Below are 22,935 nucleotides of genomic sequence, written 5' to 3'. Positions count from 1 at the left end.
AAACCTCCTGCGGGTATCTGCCGGTCGTTTTCAGTAGCTGCCACGAGAAAGGCAGACTGCAGGAATGGTTTTGGCAATGATCATCATGTCGCTGCCGAGCGACCAGTTCTTGACGTAATGCGTGTCGAAGGCGACACGGCTGGCATAGGAGACGTCGTTGCGGCCGCTGACCTGCCAGAGGCCTGTCAGGCCAGGGCGGGATTGCAGATAGTAGATCGCAGCTGTCTCGTAGAGTTCGAGTTCGTCTTCCACGACCGGGCGTGGGCCAACGATACTCATTTCGCCGCGGATGATGTTGATGAGCTGCGGCAGCTCATCGAGGCTGAGCTTGCGCAGCACCGCACCGACAAGGGTTACGCGGGGATCATTCTGCAGCTTGCGGGTGGCACGCCACTCCTCCATCGCTTTCGGATTGGCCTGCAGATATGCCTGCAGCACCTTGTCGCCGTTGACGACCATGGTCCGAAATTTGAGGCAGGGGAAGCTTTTGCCGCTGTGGCCGATACGGCGGTGGCCATAGAAGGCTGGACCGCCATCAGAAAGCTTTACCAGTAGCATCAGCATCAGGAAAAGCGGGCTGATGAGGATCAGAGCGGTTAGAGCGGCAGAGACGTCGAAAATGCGTTTCAGCACTCCACCAGTTGGCGGAAAGACGTCGCTTTCCGCGGCGCTGAAAAAAGCCGGTGTGGCCGATCTCGTCGCAGACTTCATAGAGAAAGCTCCATTTATGTTGGCGATTGGTCGGGAATTCTCGGACGCGTAACTAGAGCTAAGATAGCGGGAGTGTAGGCCGGGATTTTGACTTTTTGCGCCAAACTTTTGTAGCGATATGGTATGGAGGTATTTAATTACCGCTCAATCGATGCGCATGTTTAATTTAGTGATTATTTATGTGCGCCTTATACTGTGCCAAACTCCGTATAACTGCCCTATCGGTAGTTCTCTCGCCCAATCGATCGCTATTTTGCAGAATGTTATAGGTGCGAGGGTTAGTTTGTTCATTGTCAGACGCATGGCTAGCCTCTAAGCGCTCTTGCCTGGCCGTCCGCTAACTTGATTCTCCGTAGGGAATATTGCATTGCAGCAATATATTGCGATGCACATGCCGGTGCGGGCTATCTCGGGACTTTGTAATAAAAGTTGATTGAATTGTCGGACAGCCGGCATGATGAAGACGGCCAATTTGTGTCCAAAAGATTGCGGATTGTTGGCCGGTCTTCCCTCGGTTGCATCGAAGAAAAAGAACAAATTCAATTGTAATTATAATCGAGGTGTAGTTTTAACGGGCGCGGGGTTAGGATCGTGTCAATTCGTAACGGATCGTTGACACTTGGTTGAATTTCAATGAATCATAAAATATATTTGGCATTCAGGTCTGATAAGGGAGGAAAGACCTTGATCGCATTTTTTGTAATGTTTGAGCGGGCGAGGTAGCACTATGTATGCGCCGCGCGTTTTCATTAGCATGCTGGGTACGCTGGTCGTCTTTGCTGTCGCGACCTACTTCCTGACGAATTCTCTTTCGACGACACTAATCGAAACGGCGATTTGCGCCGTGCTTCTGCAGATCGGATATTTCCTGGGCGTGCTCTATCTTGTTTGGAAAGAGCGCAGGGAGCGCGATGCGCTGTTGAACAGTGACAAGGTGGCGATGCCGGTTGCGGAGGATGCCAAGGTCGGCGGCCTGCCGGCACCCAGCCTCAATCGGTCCGAGCCGTTCAATCCCTGACACCGGGATATCAGATATCTTTTGGCGACCGAACGGTTGTCGGATCGCAGCCATGTCCTAAGTCTTCGGCAGAACCATGGAGACTGATGTGACTGACAGTGCCGGAAAAAGCGTCTGTGTAATCATCGCGGCAAAGAATGCCGGCGACACTATTGGCTTGGCCGTCGCGTCGGCGCTTCGAGAGCCCGAGGTGGCCGAAGTCGTCGTCATTGACGACGGTTCGACTGACGGTACCGCTGCAGCGGCCAGCAAGGCCGATGACGGCAGTGGCAGACTGATGATTTGCGAATTCGAGAAGAATCGCGGTCCGGCGGCAGCGCGCAATCATGCCATCGAGGTCTCGCGTGCCCCGCTGATCAGCATCCTCGATGCGGATGATTTCTTCTTCCCCGGACGCTTCAAGTCGCTGCTTGCCGCTGATGACTGGGACTTCGTTGCCGACAACATCGCTTTCGTCAATGCCGATGGGGTTTCGGATGCCTATACCAGGCTCGATCATTTCGATGCGAAGCCACGCTTTCTCGATCTCGTTGCCTTCGTCGAGGGCAATATCTCCAAGCGGGGCGTCCGTCGCGGTGAGATCGGCTTTCTGAAGCCGCTCATGCGCCGCTCCTTTCTGGATGCTCACGGCTTGCGATACAATGAAACGCTGCGCCTGGGCGAGGATTACGATCTCTATGCGCGCGCGCTCGCCAGTGCGGCGCGCTACAAGATCATTCATAGCTGCGGTTATGGCGCAGTCGTGCGCAGCGATTCCCTGAGTGGTCGGCACAGGACCGAGGATTTGCGGCGGCTCTACGAGGCCGATCGGGCGATTCTGGCAAAAGGCGGCCTCTCGCCGGTCGACGCGGACGCGCTCCGCCGCCATGAGCGCCATATTCGCGACCGCTACGAACTACGGCATTTCCTCGACATCAAATCGCAATCGGGCCTGGGTGCCGCGGCCTCTTACGCGCTTCGCCATCCCTTCGCCGTTCCGGCCATAGCGGGCGGAATCCTCGCCGATAAAACCGAGCGCTTCCGCAAGGGTGGCGGTGCGCCGATCGCCCATTCGGGAGCGAACGGCCTGCGTTATCTTTTGCAGGCCGCTCCGGAATAGGGATCCACCAGATTTACAGGTAGTCGCGCCGCACGCCTTCGATCACGTCCAGCAGGCGCTCCTTGCAGGAGGCGAGCGCGCTATCCTTGCTCAGCTGTGGCTTTGCCTTGCTCGCCTGCCACAGCGCGAGCGCCGAAGGCATGGCAAGCGCCTGCTTGGCCATTACCCGAAGCGGGGTCTGTTCAGGGTCGGCAAGCAGCACGGTTCCCCCGTACCGCTGCTTTTCAAGCTCGGCTGCCGCCTGTTGATCGCGCTCGAAACCGACGCCCCAGAAGCGGGCGCCCTTGGCGATCGCCTCGGCCCGGGTGGAGACTGGAATGTGCTTCGGCGCATAGGTGACCCCGAGGGAGCGCGCCCAGTCGTTCCATTTGAAGCTGTTGATCGAGCGCGACGAGCTGACCGCGATCCACGGCACGCGGAAGGCATCGGCAAGGATTGCGCCATGCATGGACTCCGCGACGATCAGTTCGGATGTCGCAAGCTCGCGGATCACGGCTTTGGCCTCGCCGCGGGGATCGAGATAGGAAAGGCCGACCGTCTTGCAGATATCAGGCCAGAGGCCGGCGGCGGCCGACTCCCAATGGGGTATGAAGGTGCGCTTGCCTGATTTCGGCAAGTTCTGAAATTCCGGCATCTCGGTGACGAGCACGGCCGGATCGACAATGCCCATTTCAACCGGTAGGCCAACTTTCTGCGCCGTCAGCGGGCCGCGCACACTGCGGATATCCCATTTTGACTTGTCGCTCGTATCGGGAAGCGAACCGTAGCCAAAGCCGCTGCCGATGACGAGCTTGTGGCCGTCGGTCGGCAATATCTCCGTATTGAGAACGGTACCAACACCGACCAGCAATGTTTCTTCATGAACGTCGCGGAGGCCGGGAAGTAGAAAATCCCAGAGCCAGAGATTGAGATCGTCACCGAAATTGCCATGGGTAGATTCCCAGTGGAACGGCTTCATGCAGGACTCCTTGCTGATCCAAACGATAGCGGGGCATGCCATGGCTCTTTCAATGCGGCATGCGCAGCTCATGCTGCGCTGCAAAATCTAGGGCGCGAGCTTGCCCACGGCAAGCTTCATCGCGCTTTGTAAAATGACAGGGTCGCGCAAGGCCCATTTCGCCAGCAGTCCGAATTGCGGCATTTGCCGCCGCTTGACCTGTCGCGCCTGGCTCCAGAGCGCCTGGCGGCGGGCACGATGCTTGTAGTGCCGAATGGTGGCGACGTCCTGCGGCCGGCGCGAAAATCTCTGCTCAAGCGTATTGAGCGCCGTCCACGTGTTGAACTGCTGACGCAAGAACTGCGGTGAATCATTGTCGATGCTGTGGAAGATGTTCACGCCCTCGCCCCGCAGCGCACCGGCCTGCTCGCACAACAACACGCGCTTGGCCGCCAGAACGCAGTCGCAAAAGAAAAGAACGTCTTCAGCTGCCAGCCGCAACGTGGGTTCAAAGCGGATTTTCTCAAAGAGGGGGCGCCCGATTACCATGCATGACATGTGCAGAAAGCTCCAGTCCTGTAACATGACGCTGGCGATATCGGGGATCTCGATCACCGAGGGCCTTTCGGAGAGCCGCACGCTCCTAGCCGATTTGGCGAGTTCCGCGATACCGAAATGGTAGGAAAATTCGTCGCCTCCGTCGATGGAATCCCAGTAGCAATCGGCATCGTGCCGCGTCAGCGTCTCGAATGCATTGTGCAGGTGATCCGGCGCCCATTCATCGTCGGAATCCAGAAATGCCACGAACCGGCTTTCGGCCGGCACATTGTCGAGACCGGTGTTGCGCGCCCCGCCCGGGCCGGCATTTGCCTGGCGTATCACCTTGATGCGCGCCCGCTCTTCACTGCTCAGCGATTGCAGGTCGCCTTCTACGGCAAGCGGTGATTCATCGTCGACGATGAGAATATCGAAATCCTGAAACGTCTGCCGAGATATCGACCTCAAAGCGCGTTGCAGAACACCCGTCTGCTTCTGATAGAACGGAATAACAATCGTTATTGACGCCATTTTCCCGCCTTTACGGTTTTCAATCCAAGAGTTTTCGGCTCATCCCCGGGGACGTAACCATCGGCTTTTCGGCTGTCTCCATTCACCATTCATGGGCAGTTTGCTCGGTGATGGATGCTGCCATGCTGCCAACAGGTAGCGTTAATTCGATGAGGAGCAATGTCAAAGACGGCGTTTTATCGAAGATTGTCCTCGGATAGTGTGAAGCGCGTGATAGACGCCTCCTGTCGAACGACGGTGAAAGCCGCACGATCCGAGAATGATTGTGGTCAAGCTCCCAGGCGGCATCGGCGCCGCAAGCTTGGTAAAACTACAGCTATAAGGGGAGTGCGCCTGCACGACTTTCCCATCATGATTGAAACGTTGTCGTATTTTGGTCATGCTTCATCTCGAAATCCTACCGCAATGCAAAAAATCTTCACCTTCCGGCAAAAAAATCGAGTCCGCGCAAAGGGCGTGTCGCGCGTCGCGGCCAAAATATTTAAATTTGCTTTAATACCCTTGGTTCCATAGGTTTTCCGGCATCTAAATCGTTTGTTTCGATCTTTTGCGTGGTTTGGAACCTTGGCGTAGCGACCCAGTCAAACGTCGCTTGACCCTCATTTTTGCTGCAGTGCCATATTCCCTTTCCCAAGAGCGCCCTAGGTTATCGTCTGCGGGCTCTGCTCGACTCTGATTGAAATGGCTGCGAGGGGGGAAGCGGCCCGAAAAAAAGGGTGACAGACATCGTGAACGTGACTGCCAACGTGTCTTCGCGGATAAACCTCATGCGGATTGTGCTCATCTCGGGCATCATATTTGTTCATATTCCATTCGATGCGGATAGTAGCCCGTTCAGCGACGCCTACGGTTTGTTTGACTGGGTTCGGGTTTTTTTGCGCGAGAGTCTGTTTCGTGTCGGCGTTCCCTGCCTCAGCGTTATCTCAGGCTATCTGTTGTTCCGTCATGGAGCAGCGTCATTGGACTACGGCAAGACCATCCGGCGCAAGGCGAAGACGATCCTCCTGCCATTCGCCTTGTGGAACTGCGCTTTCTTTCTGTTCGTCCTAGTCTTGCAGAGTTACGGCATCGGCGACGGCTATCTGCCTGATCTGTCGGGCGCCAACCTGCACACGCTTTCCACGCTTCTGTTCGCGATCGACGGCACGCCGATCAATCTGCCGCTCTATTTCCTGCGTGATCTGTTCGTCTGCATCCTGCTGTCGCCGCTGCTGGCTTTCCTCATCCGCCGCGCGCCGCTGGCAACGCTGGCGTTCCTGTTGCTGCTCGCGGTATTGCCGGTGCCGATCGGTATCGTACTCCGGAATTCCGTTCTCTTCAGCTTCGCCTTCGGCATCTATCTCAGCCTGTATCGCGTCGACGTCACGGTCACGGACCGCTATGCCGGCCTGATCGGTCCCGCCTTCATTGCGCTTGCAGCCCTCCTGGCAACCGCCGCCTACATGACAGGTCCCGGGTTGCCGCTATGGCTCGAGGTCAGTCGCAATCTGATGGTGCTCGTCGGCATTCCGGGCTTCTGGGCACTGTCGGCGATCTTGATACGCAGCCGGATCGGACGAGGATTGGCAGAAACCGGCGGATTGAGCTTCTGGATCTTCTGCGCCCATTACCCGCTGCTGTTCTGTCTCTGGGTCCTGTGGAACCGCGGCGGCAGCGAACTCTATCCGATTTTCTACCTCATGGCAGCGCTTCTTGCTTTGCTGCTGCTGCCCCTGACCAACGGTATGGCGCGTCACGCCCTGCCGTCCTTCTACAATCTGCTGACCGGCAGCCGGACAAGGCCGCAGGCCGAACTCCGTATGGCCGGAAACCGTGCCGCCGAAGACCGGCGGGTGCGTTGCGAGCAAAGGTGATGCTATGATGACATCGACAAACCATGCACGAAAACTGGGCCTCGTTTCCCTCGCTCTCCTGGGTGCCTGCTTCATTCCACAGGCTGCGTCCGCACAGGACGATCAGCCGACGGGCGGCTCTTTCGTCGATAATTTCGAGCGCCTCGACACCAGCCGCTGGTATGTCTCCGACGGCTGGAACAACGGACCGCACCAGAACTGTACCTGGTCGCGAAAGCAGGTTGGTATCAAGGATGGAGTGCTGCAATTGCAGTTCATCCAGTCGAAGACAGGCGAGCGCAATTACGCCTGCGGCGAAATCCAGACGACCAAGCGCTATGGCTACGGCACCTATGAGGCGCGCTACCGCACCGCGACCGGCTCTGGCCTGAACTCGGCCTTCTTCACCTATATCGGCCCGACCGACAAGAAGCCGCATGACGAGATCGATTTCGAAGTGCTCGGCAAGAATGCCGGGCAGGTGCAGGTCAACCAATATATCTCCGCCAAGGGTGGCAATGAGAAATTGGTCCCGGTCGTCGGTGGTGCTGACCAGGGTTTCAACGACTACGCGTTCGTCTGGGAGAAGGACCGCCTGCGTTACTATGTGAACGGCAAGCTCGTTCAGGAGGTGACCGATCCTTCGAAGATACCGACGAACGCGCAGAAAATCTTCTTCAGCCTTTGGGGCACGGACACGCTGAGCGGCTGGATGGGCAAGTTCGCCTATAGCGGCCAGCCGGCAACCATGCAGGTCAAGCGCGTTGCCTTCACCGCGTCAGGAGAAAAATGCCTGTTTCCGGAATCGATCACCTGCAAGCTCGACTGAACCATGCCGTCCGCCAAGCGCATTCTGCGGCCGGTGAAGATGCCATGATGCAACACCAACCATACCAGGCGCCCGGTTTCGACCGGGCGCGAAAGCGGAAATCTTGATGCTGCATATTCTTTATTTCGTCCACGATCTTGCCGATCCTGCCGTGCGCAGGCGGGTCCTGATGCTGCAGGCTGGCGGGGCTCTGGTGACGCTCGCGGGCTTCCGGCGCGACGATAATGCGCTCGCCGCCATCGATGGCATCGAGCCGATCGAGCTCGGTCGCACGCGTGACGCACAGTTTGCGCAACGTATCGCGGCCGTCGCCAAATCGGCATTCAAGCTGCGCCACGCGTTGCGTTCGGTTCCAAGGCCGGATGTCATCATCGGCCGCAACCTTGAAATGCTGGCTCTGGCCAATCGCGCCAAGTCCGTTTTCGGAGGCGACATGCCTGTTGTCTACGAATCCCTGGATATTCACCGGCTCTTGCTTCGAGATGATGTGCTGGGTGGTACGCTCCGTGGTGCCGAGCGTCGTCTCGGCGCGCAAGCAGCGCTGCTCATCACAAGTTCGCCGGCCTTCGTCGAGCGCTATTTCAAGCCGCGTTCCGGCTTGCATCTGCCAATCATGCTGCTCGAAAACAAGGTGTTGGCGCTCGAGGTTGCCGCGGCGAGCAATGTTGCGCCGGCCGCGCGGGTGCCTGCCCGCGGCGAGCCCTGGAAGATCGGTTGGTTCGGTGCGCTTCGTTGCCGCAAGTCGCTGACATTGCTGGATCAATTCTCGCGCCGGATGGAAGGGCGTTTCCAGATCGTGCTGCGCGGCCGGCCGGCCTATTCGGAGTTCGACGATTTCGACGGCATCGTGCACGACGCGCCCTTCATGCATTTCGGCGGCGCCTACAAGAACCCTGAGGATCTTTCCGCGATCTATCACGACGTCCAGTTCTCCTGGGCCATCGATTTCTTCGAAGAGGGTCTGAACTCAAGCTGGCTCCTGCCCAACCGCCTCTATGAGGGTGGTCTCTACGGCGCCGTCCCGATCGCCATGGATGGCACCGAGACGGCAAGGTTCCTGGCCGGCCGGAAGATCGGGCTCACGCTCGACAAAGCCGACGCCGCCCATCTTGCCACCCTTCTGGGCGACTTGGATGAACAACGCTATCTCGCCGCTTTCGACGCCGTGGCAGCCCAGGATCGCAAGCAATGGATGATCGATCGCGCCGACTGTCAGGGGCTGGTGCTCCGACTGGCATCCCTGACGCGTGCCAATGAACAGATCACCGAACTACAGGCCCTCCCGCAACTGAATCGCAATAGAGGTGGATTGCAATGACGACCGTAAGTCCCATGGATATGCGTTGCCTGATCGTTATTCCTTGCCTCAACGAGGAGAAGCATATCGAGCCGCTGATCGGCAAGCTCGGCCGTGCTCTCGATGAGCTCGACGCCAGGATCGTCGTCGCCGATGGCGGCAGCACGGATCGCACGCGTGACATTGTCAGGGAGATCGCCGCCAACGATCCGCGCGTCCTCCTGCTCGACAACCCTAAGCGGCTGCAGAGCGCCGCCATCAATCTCGCCATCGAGACCTTGGGCGACGGCTATGAGTTCTTCATTCGCATCGATGCCCATGGCGATTATCCGGCCGATTATTGCCAGACGCTGGTGCGGGAAGCCGTCGCGACCGGCGCGGATTCCGTCGTCGTCGCCATGCGCACCATGGGCTTCAGCGCGTTTCAGAAGGCAACGGCGGTGGCGCAGAATTCCAAACTCGGCAATGGCGGTTCGAAACATCGCGAAGGAGCCAAGGGGCACTGGGCAGAGCACGGGCACCATGCGCTGATGCGCGTCGCAGCCTTCCGCGCCACCGGCGGCTATGACGAGACCTTCAGCCACAATGAGGATGCCGAGCTCGACTACAGGCTGCACAAGGCCGGTTTCCGCATCTGGCTCACCGACAAGACCGCCATGACCTATTATCCGCGCTCCAGTATCCCGACGCTTTTCCGGCAGTATCTCGGTTATGGGCGCGGCCGTGCCCGTAATATCCTCAAGCATCGCAGCGTGCCGAGCTTGCGCCAGATGCTGCCGCTTGCCGTGGTGCCGATTTTCATCGGTGCTTTCCTGGCGATCATCAACTGGATCGCGGTCATTCCGATCAGTCTTTGGGCTGTCGCCTGCATCGCCTACGGCTTCTGGATCGCGCTCGGCGAGAGGAACCCCTATGGACCGCTTGCCGCCATCTCGGCCATGGTCATGCATTTCGCCTGGTCGATGGGCTTTTGGATGGAAGTCTTCAGCTTTCGCAATCGCAGGGTTGCGGCATGACGCAAACCCACCGTCGCACTACAAAGATTGACGTTGCCGTCTGCACCTACCGCCGTGCCGAGTTGGATCAGACGCTGCTATCGCTTGCTGTGCTTACCATTCCTGCCGGCGTGCAGGTCCGCGTCATCGTTGCCGACAACGATGTGACGCCAAGCGCCCGCGACCGTGTCGATGCCATGCGTTCAGCCATTTCCTTTGAAATCGCCTATGTGCATTGCCCGGCCTCGAACATTTCCATCGCCCGCAATGCCTGCCTCGACCATGCGACCGGCGATTTCGTCGCCTTCATCGATGACGACGAGACGGCCTCGCAGGACTGGCTGGCGGAATTGCTCGCCATAGCCGACACGACCGGCGCCGATGCCGTTCTCGGTCCCGTCAAGGCTGTCTATGCGAATGTCGCGCCTGCCTGGATGCAGCGCGGCGATTTTCATTCGACCTTGCCGGTCTGGGTCGCGGATGAGATCCGCACCGGTTATACCTGCAACGTCCTGTTGCGCCGCAGCGCGCCTTCGCTTGCCGGCCGCCGGTTCAATATCGCGCTCGGCCGCAGCGGCGGCGAGGACACCGAATTCTTTGCCCATATGCACGACGCGGGCGGCCAGATCGCCTTTGCCGAGGATGCCCTGGTCTACGAACCCGTCCCCAGTGGACGCGCAACGGTTTCCTGGCTTGCCAAGCGCCGGTTCCGCATGGGCCAGACGCATGGGCGCATGCTGCTGGAAGCCGCAACCGGCCTGGGCCGCTGGCGCGCGATTGCGCTTGCCGGGACCAAATCCGCCTATTGCTTTGTTGCCGCCGCGCTGCTCGCCGCCTCTCCCGTCAAGCGGCACCGCTATGGCCTGCGCGGCATCATGCACGCCGGCGTCGTCAGCGGCCTCTTAGGAGTTCGTGAAATCGAGCAATACGGAAACCTGGAGAAAGCACCGCAATGACGGATTTCATCCCCGATGTCAGCTTCGTCATCGCTGCCTATAATGCGGAGGACACCCTTGCGCGTGCCATCGACAGCGCCTTGGCCCAAGGTGCTGTCAGCATGGAGGTCATCGTCGTCGATGATTGCTCGACCGACGGCACACGCGAGATTGCCGGCAATCATGCCGATCCGCGCGTTCGCCTCGTTGCCATGGCCCGCAACGGTGGTCCGGCCGCGGCCCGCAATGCCGGCCTCGACGCCGCTCGTGGTCGCTGGGTGGCCGTGCTCGATTCAGACGACGCGTTGCGCCCGGACCGCATGGCGCGCCTGATTGCGCGAGCCGAAAAGGCGGAGGCGCAGATCGTTGTCGACAATCTCGACGTCGTCCGCGAGGATGTCGGCACGATCACTCCCATGTTTCCAGAAGCGGCGCTGGCGCGTCTGCCGGTGCTGACGCTGGCGAAGTTCATTGCCTCGAACATGATTTTCCGGTCCGAACATAATTTCGGCTATATGAAGCCGGTCTTCGAACGCGCCTTTCTCGAGAAGCATCGCCTGCGCTTCGACGAGACGCTTAGGATCGGCGAGGATTACATCTTCCTTGCCTCCGCACTTGCCAGAGGCGGTGTCTGCGCGGTCGAGCCGACGGTCGGCTATCTCTATTACATTCGAGACGGATCGATCTCACGGGTTCTGAAGAGAGAACATGTCGAGGCCATGCTGGCCGCAGATACCAAGTTCTTCGCCGAGCATTCTTTCGGCTCCGCCGCTCTTGCCGCCCAACGGCAGCGGACGCGCAACCTGAAGGATATTCTAGCCTTCCTGATGCTGGTCGACAGCATCAAGGAGCGCGAACTGCCGAGTGTGCTGAAAATCGCGTGCCGCAATCCACGCGCGGTCCGTCACCTGAGCATGCCGATTGCAGTCCGCTTCCGCCGTCTGGCCGCCTTCCTGCGCGGCGGCCGCCAGTCTGCGCCCACCTCTCAACTCTCCTCGCCCCTGCCCAATATGGGCGCAGGCCCTCACTCTAACAAAGGATGATAGAGCCATGGACCCCAAGCATCGTGTGAGAAAAGCAGTCATTCCGGTTGCCGGCAACGGAACCCGGTTCCTGCCTGCCACCAAGGCAATGCCGAAGGAAATGCTGACGATCGTCGATCGTCCGGTCGTGCAATATGCCGTCGATGAGGCTATCGAAGCCGGCATCGAGCACATCGTCTTCGTCACAAGCCGTAACAAATCGGCGATCGAAGATCATTTCGACGACACACCGGAGCTGATTTCCTCGCTGCGGCTGGCCGGCAAGAGCCATCAGGTGAGTGAACTCGAGCGCCTCTTGCCGCGGCCGGGCTCGGTCAGCTTCACCCGCCAGCAGGCTCCGCTCGGCCTTGGTCACGCCGTCTGGTGTGCTCGCGACCTGATCGGCAACGAGCCATTCGCGCTGCTTTTGCCCGATATGCTCTGCTACGGCATGCGCGGCTGCATGGCCGGCCTGATGGATCTCTACAACGAGGTCGGCGGCAATATCGTCGCTGTCGAGGAATGCGCGCCGGAGGAGACCTCGAAATACGGTATCATCGGCAAGGGAGTGGCCGTCCGGCACGGCTTCGCCGTGACCAAGATGGTCGAAAAGCCGCATCCTTCGGAAGCGCCTTCAAACTTTTACCTTAATGGTCGTTATATTCTTCAGCCTGAAATCTTCGATATTCTGGCCCGTCAGGAACGCGGCGCCGGCAATGAAATCCAGCTGACTGACGGCATGCTGCGCCTCTCCGAGACGCAATCCTTCCATGCCCAGGTCTATAACGGACGCACATTCGACTGTGGATCCAAGCATGGCTTCATCGAAGCGAACGTCGCATTTGCGCTCGCTCGCGCCGATATCGGCAGCCTGGTCTATGATTCAATCCGCAACCTGGTCGTCTCGCACGAAGCGCAGATGACCGCCGCTTAAGCCTGTTCACGTTCTGGCCCGTGGTCGACACGACTGCGGGCCAAAGCCATATTCATTCAGGCCTCTCCGACAAGGTGGTCGCCATGTATCAGAAGAACTTCACTTTCCAAAGCGCTCTTCCCCAGGGTGAAGCGCAGGACAGTTTCATTGATCTCGATCGGCTGATGGCGATCGTGACACGTCGCATCCGCACCATCATCTTCGCCATGGCTGCTTTTGTCATTCTGGCCGTTGCCTATCTGCTGATCGCCACGCCCAGCTACACGTCGATGACACAGATATTGCTCGACGAAAGCATGACGAAATATGCGGAGGATCAGCCGCCGGCTGCCAGCAGCCAGCAGGCGGACATGGAGATTGCCAGCGCGGTCGAAATCCTGAAATCGAACGAGATGGCTTTGCGCGTCGTCGACACGGCCGATCTTGCCAATAATAACACCCTGCTCAATCCGCCGCAGTCGCCGGCTGCCCTGCTCAAATCGGGTGTGGGGCTGATTGTCGGCATATTCACGCCGGGGCGTCCGCCGATGACGCCGGAAGAGATGCGGGAGGCGCAGCGCCAAAAGGTCGCCGCCGTATTGCAGGATGGCCTCAAGGTGGAGCGCGTCACGCGAAGTTCGGTCGTCGCCGTGTCCTTCAACTCGACTGACAAGCTGTTGGCCGCAAAGGTCACGCGCGCCTATGCCGACGCCTATCTGACCGACCAGTTGAACGCCAATTTCGACGCGACCGAACGCGCCTCCGTCTGGCTGCAGGAACGCTTGAACGATCTGCGCCAGCGCGCGCAGGAGGCTTCGCTCGAAGTCGAGAAATATAAGGCAGACAACGGCCTGACCTCGACCGGCGGCGAGCTGATGTCGGAACAGCAGATTTCCGATCTCAACAAGCAGCTGATCATTGCCCAGGCCGATACGGCCAGCGCATCGGCGCGCTACAATCAATATAAGTCGATTATCGACCAGGGGCCGGACAATGCGGTCAAGAACGCCACCATCTCGTCCAGCCAGACCGACAACTCGGTCCTGCAGGACCTGAAGACGCGTTACCTCGCTGTCGAAAAGCGAGAGCAGGATGTCACGCAGAATTACGGTGCCGAACATCCTCAGGCCGTTGCGCTGAGGGCTGAGCGACAGGACATCACCCGGCAGATCTATCAGGAGCTTCAGCAGCTCACGGCCAGCTACAAGAACGAGCTCGATGTCGCGCAGTCGCGTTCGGCGTCGCTCCGCGAAAGCATCGAGGGTGTGGTCGGCAAGAATTCGGAAGCCAATAGATCGCTGGTGCATCTCAACGAGCTAAACCAGAAGGCGACGGCGCTGAAGACGCTCTATGAATCCTATCTCGGCCGTTTCGAGGCGGCGTCGCAGCAGCGATCCTTCCCGATCGCCAAGGCGCGCGTCATCTCGCTCGCCGGCGTCCCGACTGCACCGTCGAGCCCGAAGAAGACGCTGGTGATAGCGCTTTCGGTGATCCTCGGCCTGATGGCCGGCGCCGGTCTCGCCGCCTTCCAGGAATTCCGCGATCGCTTTTTCCGCGTCGAAGCCGATGTGCGCTCCGCTCTCGGCTTGAAATTCCTCGGCTACCTGCCGCTGCTCGGCCAGCAGAGCACCGGTAAGAAGAGACGGCGCAAGGGCATTATCGGGTCTGACCCGGCAACCGCTGAAGATGTCGAGCCTGGTGTCGCCTTTGAACGGATCATGCGTGTTTCGGTCGAAGCACCGCGGTCGATCTTCGCCGAGACCCTGCGAAACGCCAAGCTCGCCAGCGACGTCATGCTGCAGGGCCGCCCCGACCGCGTCATCGGCGTCGTATCGGCACTGCCGGGCGAGGGCAAGTCGACGACGGCAGCCAATTTCGCCGCCCTCTTGGCCAGCAGCGGCAAACGTACGCTGCTGATCGATGCCGACTTGCGCAATCCCGGCTTGAGCCGGACGCTGAAATCGCCGCCGCAAGCCGGGCTGATCGAGGCCGTGCTCGGTGAGGTGCCCTGGACGAATGTCGTCAAGGTCGATCCGCGCACCAAGCTTGCCATCCTGCCGGTCGTCGTGCGCGATCACCTGTTGCACACCAGCGAGCTTCTATCGTCGCAGGGCATGCAGCATCTCATGGAACATGCGCGCAAGATGTTCGATTATATCGTCGTCGATCTTGCGCCGCTTGGACCCGTCATCGACGCCAAGGCTTTTGCGCCGCAGGTCGATGCCTTCATACTCGTGACGGAATGGGGTGCGACGCCAACCAACCTGGTGCGCGATGTTCTGGAGCAGGAGCCCCAGATTAACTCTCGCATTCTCGGCGTTATCCTGAATAAGACCGACATGTCGGAACTGCCGCGCTATAGCGATTTCGGCGGAACGGAACGCTACCGACAGAAATATGTAAGCTACTACACCGAAGCACAGCCACCCGCTCAGGTGGACGCGTAACCTTTATGTCCTCTCCATCTTGAGGCGAGTTCTGGCCAGGGCATGTTCACGCCAGATCGTGAAGATGCCTGCCGCCACCACGATGACTGCGCCTGCGATCATCGTGGCACTCAGCCTTTCGCCGAATATGGCGACGCCGATGATGGCGGAGAAGACGAGCTGTAGATAGGTGAGCGGCTGGATCACCACCGCGTCGAGCAGATCATAGGCGCGAATGAGGAAATAGTGGCTCGACACGCCGGTCAGGCAAAGGATGCCCATGAAGACCCAGTCATGTGGTGCAATGGTCGTCCAGAAGAATGGACCGATACAGCTCATCGCAACCGCGCCGACGACGCCAGTATAGAAAAAGCTGGTCATGGCGCTATCCTCGCGGCTGACATAGCGGGTGAGGACGACATAGAACGAGAATAGCAGTGCGCCGCCAAGCGGCACGAGGAAGCGTGTGTCGAAGAGGCCGCTTTCCGGCTTCAGGATCAGCAGAACGCCGACGAAGCCGATGCAGATCGCCAGCCAACGCCGCCAGCCGACCTTTTCGCCGAGGATCGGTATGGACAGCATCGCCACCATCAAGGGTCCTGATGAGAAGATCGCCTGCGAATGGGCAAGGCCGACGATGACGAAGGACGAGATGGCCACGACGATCTGCGCGGCAAGCAACAGGCCGCGGGCAAGCTGCAGCGTTGGCCGCTTGGTTCTGACGGCGGAGCGCAGGCCGCCCGGCGAGCGCGAGGCCATCGCGACGGCAAAGAGCATGAAGGCCCAATAGCGGATCATCGCCACCAGAAGCGGCGGATAGGCGCTGACCAGATGTTTGGAGATGCCGTCCTGTATCGCGAATATGCTGATCGCCAACAGCGTGAAGACATAACCTGCGGTATTGGATTTCATTTCGGTTCGAAGAAGATGTGCGGACCCCGGAGGCGCCGGTCGCCCGACGCAACGGTCACACTAGGCTATCCGCTTTCGCAATCATAGGCATTGCTTTCGTCTTTTGCCCATGCGCCGCAGGCGGGGTCAGCTCTTTTTGTGATCCGCGACAAAGGCAGCGAAACCTTCGATGAATTTGGCGAGGTTTTGCTTCACCTTCTCGTCGACGATCAGGCCTTCGGCATCGAAGACGCTGCCGGCGCGCGACACCATCAGCCGGCCGCCGAACCACGGATCGGCGCCCAATGTGCGCAACACCGTCAGCCAGGCATTTTGGCTGAGGATGGTGCCGAAATTGCCGGGCGAGGCTCCGAGCACGGCGATCGGTTTTGCCCCGAAGACATGGGCGATGTCGCTGGATGGCCGGCTCATCCAGTCGATGGCGTTCTTGAATACGCCGGGAAGCGAGTTGTTGTATTCCGGCGTAAACAGGATCAGCCCATCGGCGGATATGGCGAGCTCCTTCAGCTCCTGCACCTTCTCCGGAATGCCTTCGGCTGCTTCGAGATCGGCATCATAAAGCGGCACGCCATGAATGGTGCGCGCGACGAGCTCGACGCCGGCCGGCGCAAGTTCGACGGCGGCATGGAGCAAAGCCGTATTGAAGGAGCCCTTGCGCAGGCTGCCCGATATGCCGAGTATCTTCATCGCATCCCCCTGTTTATCTCAGGAGGAGACATTTATGGTTCGCGGCTGTTCGTCAAGGGCTGACGGCGAGCTCAGCCCGCTTCATGCGGCAAGCAGGGATTTCAGCTTGACGCTGCTTGCCGCCAAGGCATCGCTGGCCGGGTGAGCGCGGGCGGCGATCAACATCTCGGCAAGGCGGATGTCGCGGGCGACAGCGTTGCCACGGCCGACGCCGCTGGCGGCGAAAAGTCTGCCGCTTGCGTCGAGATGAAAGAGGATGAACGACCCGTCGCCGAGATCGCGCCGCACATGGCTGGCCGCGCCTTCGGCGAGGCCGGCGATCTGCAATGTCAGGTCATACTGGTCGGACCAGAACCACGGCACGGCCGAGATTTCCATCCCTTCGCCGAGCATGTTGGCGGCGGCCAGATTTGCCTGGTCCTGCGCATTGCGCCAGGATTCGAGGCGGACGCGCCGTCCACCATAAAGCGCCAGCGGAAAGGAGCAGCAATCGCCCGCCGCGTAAATATCGGCGGCGGAGGTTTCCAGCCGCTCGTTGACGGCGATGCCATTGTCGATCGCGAGGCCGGCTGTCTCGGCAAGCGCGATATTCGGCGAGGCGCCGATGCCGATCAGCACGAGGTCGGCCGAAATCACTTGGCCATCCGCCAAATGAATGCTGGCCCCTTCCGTTTCCTCCCGCACGGCCTCGATGGCGAGGCCGCAACGAATGTCGACGCCTTCCAGCCGGTGACGCGCGGTGATCACTTCGGCAATCTCCTCCGGCACGCCGCGCTTCAGCACGCGCGGCAAACCTTCGATGACGGTGGCGTTGGCGCCCAGCTTGCGTGCAGTGGCTGCCAGCTCCAGGCCGATAAAGCCGCCGCCGATGATGGCGATGTGTCGGCCGGGATGAAGAGCGGTGCGCAGGGTTAGGGCATCGGCATGGGTGCGCAGCATGCGGATGCGCTGGGCTGTGCCGTCAATGCCTGGAAAGACGCGCGGCGAGGCACCGGTTGCGAGCAGCAGCTTGTCATAACCGAGCGTCTGTCCGTCAGCGAGCCCGACTGTTTTGGAAACGGGCTCGATAGCGGCCACCGTCGTGTCGAGCCGCAGATCGATCGTTCGTTCCTGGTATCGCTCCAGCGCAGCCACGAACTTCGGTTCGATGGTCTCGACAAGGGCCTGCTTCGACAGCGGCGGGCGCTCGTAGGGGGCAAGCGGTTCGGTGCCGATCAGGGTGATGTCGCCGTCGAACCCCTTTTCTCGGAGCGAGAAGGCGGCGCGTGCGCCGCATTCTCCGGCGCCGACGATGACGAAATGCGGCATGGCCTCTTCCTCACAGTCCAATGAAAACGGTGCCGTCTTCGACCTTGACCGGATAGGTCTGCAGATTGACACAGACGGGTGCGCCCTTGGCCTCGCCGGTTCTGTAGTCGAAACGGCCATTGTGCTTGGGACATTCGATGATGTTGTCCATGACCAGACCGTCGGCAAGATGAACCTTTTCATGCGTGCACAGGCCGTCGGTGGCGAAATAATCGTCTTCGTGACTGCGATAGACGGCGAAAGTTCGTCCGTCATGGTCGAAGCGGATGACATCCTCCTCGTCGATCGCGTCGGCGGCGCAGACCTCGATCCAGTTGCTGCTCATGTTTTCCTCCCTTTGCATGTTCGGTGATTATTGCGCGGCCTCGGCGAGCGTGCCGCCATGGAACTCCTCGCGATAGGGCCGCGCCGTCGGCGGCAATTCGCGCTTCAGGAAGTAGTCCTCGTTGCTCAACTGCCGCAGGAAGGCCGGGATCATCTCGCGATAGCCCGACCAGATGGATGGGTTGGCGGCCGGCAGATCATGCCTGATCATCGCATGCAGCTTCGGCAGGGCGTGGTAGGGCACCATCGGGAACATGTGATGTTCGACATGATAGTTCATGTTCCAATAGATGAAGCGGCTCACCGGGTTCATCATGACGGTGCGGCTATTCAACCGATGATCAATGACATTGTCGGCGAGGCCGCCATGCTGCAACAGGCCGGTGAGCACGTGATGCCAGGCACCGTAAAGCCGGGGCAAGCCGACGAGCATCAGCGGCAGGATCGAGCCCATGGCGATCGCCGCTGCGATGGTGGCGACGTAGATTGCCAGCCATATGCGGGCGATCCGGACGGCCTTCGGCTGCTCCATCTCCGGAATGAAGGTCTTTTCTTCGGCGCTGACGATGCCGGCGGCATTGCGCAGCATATCGATCACAGCATGCCAGGCGTCCAGGATTCCGAAGAAATTGAGGATGAGGCGGAGGAGATCCGGCGGCCGCATGACGGCAATCTCCGGGTCGCGGCCGACGATGACCGTATCGGTATGATGGCGGGCATGGCTCCAACGCCAGGTTATCGGATTGCGCATGATCATGAAGCAGGCGATCTGATAGACCGCATCATTCATCCAGCGGGTCTTGAACGCCGTGCCATGGCCGCATTCATGCCAGCGGCTGTCGGAGGCGGAGCCGTAGAGCACACCGTAAGCCAGGAAGAAGGGAATGCAGGCCCACGATCCCCAGAAATAGACGCCCAGGCCGGCAAAAAGCACCATGCTGCCGAGCCAGATGATCGTGTCGCGAATGGCCGGCGCGTCGGAACGCTGCATCAGCGCCTTCATGTCCTTGCGCGTGACATCCGTGTGATACCATTCGGCAGCGGCAAGCCCGGTTTCCACCGCCATTTTGCCGCTGGCGCCAAGCAGGCTGTAGTCCCGTTTCTTTGTCTCGGTCATCGCTATCTCCCGCGGCACGCAACAGCGCGCCGCCCTCATGCCGAAAACGATAGATCGACTTTTCGCTTGCCTCAATGCCGGAATGATGGAATCTATCAAAACATATCAAATTCTGATGTCATAAATGATGGCATATCTCAGGAGCAACCATGCGTCGCCCGACCATTTCAGATCTCGCCAAGGCATCAGGCGTCAGTGTCGCCACGATCGATCGCGTGCTGAACGGACGTCATCGCGTTCGAGAGGAAACGGCAAGACGGGTCTTTGAAGCAGCGCAGGAGATCGGCTATCACGCCATCGGCCTGCTGCGTCAGCGCGTCTTTGAGGATCTGCCGCAGTATCGTTTGGGCTTCGTCTTGCAGAAGCCGGTTCAATCCTTCTATCAGACCTTCGCCAAGGAAATCGTCGTCGCGGCACAGGCGGTCACCACGGCGCGCATAAACGCCCAGGTCGATTTCGTCGCCGCCTCGACGCCGACGGCGATCGTCGAGAAATTGAAGGCGATGGCCGCGCGCAGCCAGGCAATTGCGCTGGTTGCGCCCGATTATCCGGCCGTGACGGCTGCGATCGAAGAGCTGAAGGAAAGGGGTATTCCGGTCTTTTCCCTGCTTTCCGATTTCTCGACCGGCGTCCGTCAAGGCTATATCGGCGTCGACAATCGCAAGGTCGGGCGTACCGCCGCCTGGGTCATCGCCCGCTCGGCCCGTCGTCCAGGCAAGGTCGCCTGCTTCGTCGGCAGCCATCGCTTTCATGGTCATGAACTGCGCGAGATCGGCTTTCGAAGCTATTTCCGCGAAAATGCGCCCGAGTTCGAGGTGCTTGATACGCTGATCAATCTGGATACGCCTGAAATTACCCATGAGGCGACGCTCGATCTTCTCCAGAAGCACCCTGATCTCATTGGCTTTTATGTCTGCGGCGGCGGTATGGAGGGCGCCATTTCAGCGATCCGCGAGGAGCGATTATCTGGCAAGCTGATCGTCGTCGTCAACGAACTGACGCCGGATTCCAAGGCAGCACTCGCCGACGATGTCGTCGCCATGGCGATCGGCACGCCACTGCCCGCGCTCTGCAAGGAGTTGATGAGCCTGATGATCAAATCCGTTGAAAGCGACGAGACGGCTGTGCCTGGACAAAGCTTTCTGCCCTTCGAAATCTTCGTCTCGGAAAACATCTAGCGCGAATGATGGAATTCCATCATTGCGCTGATAATTCTATCAGGAATGATGGCGAAGGCCGATAGATCGCTGGCATGAATCTCGCTAGTCATTCGCTGGCAGGCGCGGCGGATTGGGACGTCTTTTACAGCCGGTCGCCTTGAGGAGGAGTGCCCACCATGAGTTCCATTCGTTTTGCGCTCAATCATATGTGCGCGCCGTCGCTCGGCCTGGAATCGTTCTTTGCCGCGGCAAAGCAGCTCGGCATCGAAAGCGTCGAGATCCGCAATGACTTGGCTGGAAACGCGATCCTGGATGGCACGCCGGCAGCGACCGTGAGAGAGCTTGCGGCGCGCCACGGGCTTGCCATCATCTCAATCAACGCGTTGCAGCGGTTCAACGAATGGACTGAGGAGCGGGCGCGGGAAGCGGCTGAACTGATCGGCTATGCGCGCGATTGCGGCGCCAGGGCATTGGTGCTGGTTCCCGTCAATGACGGCAGCGGTCGCGAGCCGGAGGCGCGCCGCGCCAATCTCCGCAAGGCATTGTCGGCCTTGAAGCCGATGCTGGAAGCCGCCGGCATTGTCGGCCTCGTCGAACCGCTTGGCTTCGAGATTTGCTCCTTGCGCCTGAAGAGCGAAGCGGCTGACGCGATAGAGGAGCTGGGTGCAAAGGCGACCTTCTGCCTGGTTCACGACACCTTCCACCATCATCTGGCAGGAGAGCCAGCGATTTTCCCTGAATTGACCGGATTGGTCCATATTTCCGGCGTCAGCGATCCCGCTGTATCGGTTGCCGACATGCGCGATCCGCATCGGGTTCTCGTCGATGCCAGTGACCGTCTCGACAATGTCGGGCAATTGCGGGCGCTGCTGTCAGCCGGCTATGCCGGTCCTGCCTCCTTCGAAGCCTTTGCTCCGGAGGTGCACGCCCTGAAGGATCCGGTGGCGGCGATCAAGGAAAGCATGGCCTATATCACGGGTCAGCTCTGACGGCCGCAGTTGTCCGCGGGCAACTGGCCTGGTCGCTCAGTCATGCGAATGCCCCTCGGGGTGATGCGTGCCATGTTCTGAAGGGATGAGATGCAGGTTTCCGAAGCGGACGCCGCGTTGGGTGATCACGCTGTCGGCAAAGGTCTTTATCTCGTCGACCTTGCCTTTCAGCACGGAGACCTCAAGGCAATCATGTCCGTCGATATGGACATGAAGCGTCGAAACCGAAAGATCATGGTGGTTGTGCTGCGTCGTCGTCAGGCGGCGTGACAGGTCGCGGGTTTCGTGCTCATAGACATAGGTAAGTGCTGCATAACATTTTGCCTCGCCATCGATGGTCGGCTGCGCGCGCGTGACGGCGTCGCGAACGAGGTCGCGCAGTGTTTCCGAACGGCTGGCATAGCCCCGCTGCGTGCTGATCTTGTCGATTGTCTCGAGAAGATCGTCATCGATCGTGATGGTAATACGCTGCATCTCTTGATCCTCGTTCGCCTGGGATCGACTAGAGGAAATTTCGGCGGAGATTGCAACGGTGTCCCGGCGCTCTCGAGCGCTTCGGTCTTAACGGAGCGAGGGAAGCGCTCTATTGCCGACCACGGAAGCGGCGCTGGTAGGTCGGGTCGTAGAGCGAGCTCTCGCGAAAATCGCTGGCGCCAAGCGATGGGCCGACAAAAATGAGCGCGGTCCGTTCGATCGGCTCTGCCGCCACCTGCGCCTCGATCGTGGCGAGCGTGCCGCGAACGATCCGCTCGTCCGGCCAGGAGGCCTTGACGACGATCGCAACTGGGCAATCGGCACCGTAAAGCGGCGTCAGATCCTCGACGACTTTTGCGAGCGCATGGATCGCCAGATGGATGGCGAGCGTCGCGCCGGTGGCGCCGAATCTTTCCAGAGTCTCATTGTTCGGCATCGGCGAGGCACGACCGGAAACACGGGTGAGAACGAGGCTCTGCGCAACGGCCGGGATGGTCAACTCGCGTCCGAGCGCGGAGGCAGCGGCTGCGAAAGCCGGAACACCGGGGGTCAGCGTATAGTCGATGCCGTGCTGCTCAAGCCGGCGGATCTGTTCGGCGACAGCGCTCCAGACGGAAAGGTCGCCGGAATGCAGGCGGGCGACATCCTCACCGGCGGCGGCAGCTTTCAGATATTCGGCCTCGATCTCGTCGAGCGACAGCGGTGCCGTGTCGACGATACGTGCGCCGGGCGGGCAATATTGCAGCAATTCCGGCGAAACGATCGAGCCGGCATAGAGGCAGACCGGGCATTTGCCGATCAGATCGCGGCCGCGCACCGTGATCAGGTCCGCAGCACCTGGGCCTGCGCCAATGAAATGCACCGTCATTGCTCTACCTCGTC

Annotated in this window: 22 protein-coding genes; 12 read left to right on the top strand and 10 right to left on the bottom strand. The window is 59.8% G+C overall.

The features are described from left to right. Positions 1 to 30 precede the first annotated feature (30 nt). Positions 31 to 711, bottom strand: coding sequence for a sugar transferase (locus GA0061101_RS11220; protein WP_037192757.1), 681 nt, complete (start codon positions 709 to 711; stop codon positions 31 to 33). A gap of 727 nt (positions 712 to 1,438) precedes the next feature. Between GA0061101_RS11220 and GA0061101_RS11215 the strand changes: the two genes are divergently transcribed. Further along, positions 1,439 to 1,729 carry an exopolysaccharide production repressor protein gene (locus GA0061101_RS11215; RefSeq protein ID WP_037192755.1) on the top strand — a complete coding sequence of 97 codons (291 nt, stop codon included), beginning with the start codon at positions 1,439 to 1,441 and terminating at the stop codon, positions 1,727 to 1,729. Positions 1,730 to 1,817: 88 nt separating this feature from the next. Continuing rightward, positions 1,818 to 2,828 carry a glycosyltransferase family 2 protein gene (locus GA0061101_RS11210; RefSeq protein ID WP_037193280.1) on the top strand — a complete coding sequence of 337 codons (1,011 nt, stop codon included), beginning with the start codon at positions 1,818 to 1,820 and terminating at the stop codon, positions 2,826 to 2,828. Positions 2,829 to 2,841: 13 nt separating this feature from the next. Here the strand turns inward: GA0061101_RS11210 and GA0061101_RS11205 are convergent, their stop codons facing one another. Continuing rightward, complete coding sequence (locus tag GA0061101_RS11205; protein WP_037192753.1) at positions 2,842 to 3,786, bottom strand: polysaccharide pyruvyl transferase family protein; 945 nt, start codon at positions 3,784 to 3,786, stop codon at positions 2,842 to 2,844. A gap of 87 nt (positions 3,787 to 3,873) precedes the next feature. Next, positions 3,874 to 4,833, bottom strand: coding sequence for a glycosyltransferase family 2 protein (locus GA0061101_RS11200; RefSeq protein ID WP_092573587.1), 960 nt, complete (start codon positions 4,831 to 4,833; stop codon positions 3,874 to 3,876). Positions 4,834 to 5,600: 767 nt separating this feature from the next. Between GA0061101_RS11200 and GA0061101_RS11195 the strand changes: the two genes are divergently transcribed. From GA0061101_RS11195 to GA0061101_RS11160, 8 genes are all read left to right on the top strand, one after another. After that, positions 5,601 to 6,686 carry an acyltransferase family protein gene (locus tag GA0061101_RS11195; protein WP_202032808.1) on the top strand — a complete coding sequence of 362 codons (1,086 nt, stop codon included), beginning with the start codon at positions 5,601 to 5,603 and terminating at the stop codon, positions 6,684 to 6,686. Positions 6,687 to 6,690: 4 nt separating this feature from the next. After that, entirely contained in the window at positions 6,691 to 7,494 is an 804-nt protein-coding gene (gene exoK, locus GA0061101_RS11190) for an endo-1,3-1,4-beta-glycanase ExoK (protein ID WP_037192749.1), read from the top strand. Between the two features lie 106 nt (positions 7,495 to 7,600). Beyond that, on the top strand, positions 7,601 to 8,812 hold the full coding sequence (locus GA0061101_RS11185) for a hypothetical protein (RefSeq protein ID WP_037192747.1): 1,212 nt from the start codon (positions 7,601 to 7,603) through the stop codon (positions 8,810 to 8,812). Next, on the top strand, positions 8,809 to 9,807 hold the full coding sequence (locus GA0061101_RS11180) for a glycosyltransferase family 2 protein (protein WP_092573586.1): 999 nt from the start codon (positions 8,809 to 8,811) through the stop codon (positions 9,805 to 9,807). The genes GA0061101_RS11185 and GA0061101_RS11180 overlap by 4 nt, the downstream gene beginning before the upstream one ends. After that, positions 9,804 to 10,742: a glycosyltransferase family 2 protein gene (locus tag GA0061101_RS11175; RefSeq protein WP_037192743.1), complete on the top strand. Its 939-nt coding sequence runs from the start codon at positions 9,804 to 9,806 to the stop codon at positions 10,740 to 10,742. Before GA0061101_RS11180 ends, GA0061101_RS11175 begins: the two co-directional genes overlap by 4 nt. Beyond that, positions 10,739 to 11,764: a glycosyltransferase family 2 protein gene (locus tag GA0061101_RS11170; protein WP_037192741.1), complete on the top strand. Its 1,026-nt coding sequence runs from the start codon at positions 10,739 to 10,741 to the stop codon at positions 11,762 to 11,764. The genes GA0061101_RS11175 and GA0061101_RS11170 overlap by 4 nt, the downstream gene beginning before the upstream one ends. A gap of 7 nt (positions 11,765 to 11,771) precedes the next feature. Continuing rightward, positions 11,772 to 12,677 (top strand): UTP--glucose-1-phosphate uridylyltransferase, encoded by a 906-nt coding sequence (locus GA0061101_RS11165; protein WP_037192739.1) that lies wholly within the window; start codon positions 11,772 to 11,774, stop codon positions 12,675 to 12,677. Positions 12,678 to 12,760: 83 nt separating this feature from the next. Continuing rightward, positions 12,761 to 15,103, top strand: coding sequence for a polysaccharide biosynthesis tyrosine autokinase (locus GA0061101_RS11160; RefSeq protein WP_037193277.1), 2,343 nt, complete (start codon positions 12,761 to 12,763; stop codon positions 15,101 to 15,103). Between the two features lie 3 nt (positions 15,104 to 15,106). Here GA0061101_RS11160 and GA0061101_RS11155 read toward each other — a convergent pair whose 3' ends face one another. The 5 genes from GA0061101_RS11155 to GA0061101_RS11135 all read right to left on the bottom strand — a co-directional run bounded on the left by GA0061101_RS11155 (position 15,107) and on the right by GA0061101_RS11135 (position 19,430). After that, on the bottom strand, positions 15,107 to 15,994 hold the full coding sequence (locus GA0061101_RS11155) for a DMT family transporter (RefSeq protein ID WP_037192737.1): 888 nt from the start codon (positions 15,992 to 15,994) through the stop codon (positions 15,107 to 15,109). A 126-nt stretch (positions 15,995 to 16,120) separates the two neighbouring features. Further along, the gene (locus GA0061101_RS11150; RefSeq protein WP_037192735.1) at positions 16,121 to 16,681 is read right to left on the bottom strand and encodes an NADPH-dependent FMN reductase; all 561 of its coding nucleotides are present in this window, start codon (positions 16,679 to 16,681) and stop codon (positions 16,121 to 16,123) included. A gap of 81 nt (positions 16,682 to 16,762) precedes the next feature. Then, positions 16,763 to 17,989, bottom strand: a complete 1,227-nt coding sequence (locus GA0061101_RS11145) for an NAD(P)/FAD-dependent oxidoreductase (protein WP_037192733.1) — start codon at positions 17,987 to 17,989, stop codon at positions 16,763 to 16,765. Between the two features lie 10 nt (positions 17,990 to 17,999). Beyond that, on the bottom strand, positions 18,000 to 18,314 hold the full coding sequence (locus GA0061101_RS11140) for a MocE family 2Fe-2S type ferredoxin (RefSeq protein WP_037192731.1): 315 nt from the start codon (positions 18,312 to 18,314) through the stop codon (positions 18,000 to 18,002). 27 nt (positions 18,315 to 18,341) lie between these two features. Beyond that, entirely contained in the window at positions 18,342 to 19,430 is a 1,089-nt protein-coding gene (locus tag GA0061101_RS11135; RefSeq protein WP_037192729.1) for a fatty acid desaturase family protein, read from the bottom strand. Between the two features lie 149 nt (positions 19,431 to 19,579). Between GA0061101_RS11135 and GA0061101_RS11130 the strand changes: the two genes are divergently transcribed. Next, positions 19,580 to 20,608: a LacI family DNA-binding transcriptional regulator gene (locus tag GA0061101_RS11130; RefSeq protein ID WP_037192727.1), complete on the top strand. Its 1,029-nt coding sequence runs from the start codon at positions 19,580 to 19,582 to the stop codon at positions 20,606 to 20,608. 158 nt (positions 20,609 to 20,766) lie between these two features. After that, complete coding sequence (locus tag GA0061101_RS11125) at positions 20,767 to 21,579, top strand: TIM barrel protein (RefSeq protein WP_037192725.1); 813 nt, start codon at positions 20,767 to 20,769, stop codon at positions 21,577 to 21,579. 36 nt (positions 21,580 to 21,615) lie between these two features. Here the strand turns inward: GA0061101_RS11125 and nikR are convergent, their stop codons facing one another. Together nikR and cobM are read right to left on the bottom strand one after the other, a co-directional pair. Further along, the gene (gene nikR, locus GA0061101_RS11120) at positions 21,616 to 22,053 is read right to left on the bottom strand and encodes a nickel-responsive transcriptional regulator NikR (RefSeq protein ID WP_037192723.1); all 438 of its coding nucleotides are present in this window, start codon (positions 22,051 to 22,053) and stop codon (positions 21,616 to 21,618) included. A 109-nt stretch (positions 22,054 to 22,162) separates the two neighbouring features. Next, positions 22,163 to 22,921 (bottom strand): precorrin-4 C(11)-methyltransferase, encoded by a 759-nt coding sequence (gene cobM, locus GA0061101_RS11115; RefSeq protein WP_037192720.1) that lies wholly within the window; start codon positions 22,919 to 22,921, stop codon positions 22,163 to 22,165. Positions 22,922 to 22,935: the final 14 nt, after the last annotated feature.

It is taken from the genome of Martinezella lusitana (genome assembly GCF_900094565.1).
GTDB lineage: Bacteria > Pseudomonadota > Alphaproteobacteria > Rhizobiales > Rhizobiaceae > Rhizobium > Rhizobium lusitanum.
The sequence above is the reverse complement of the archived record's forward strand: the minus strand, read 5'-3'. Positions and strand labels throughout refer to the sequence as shown.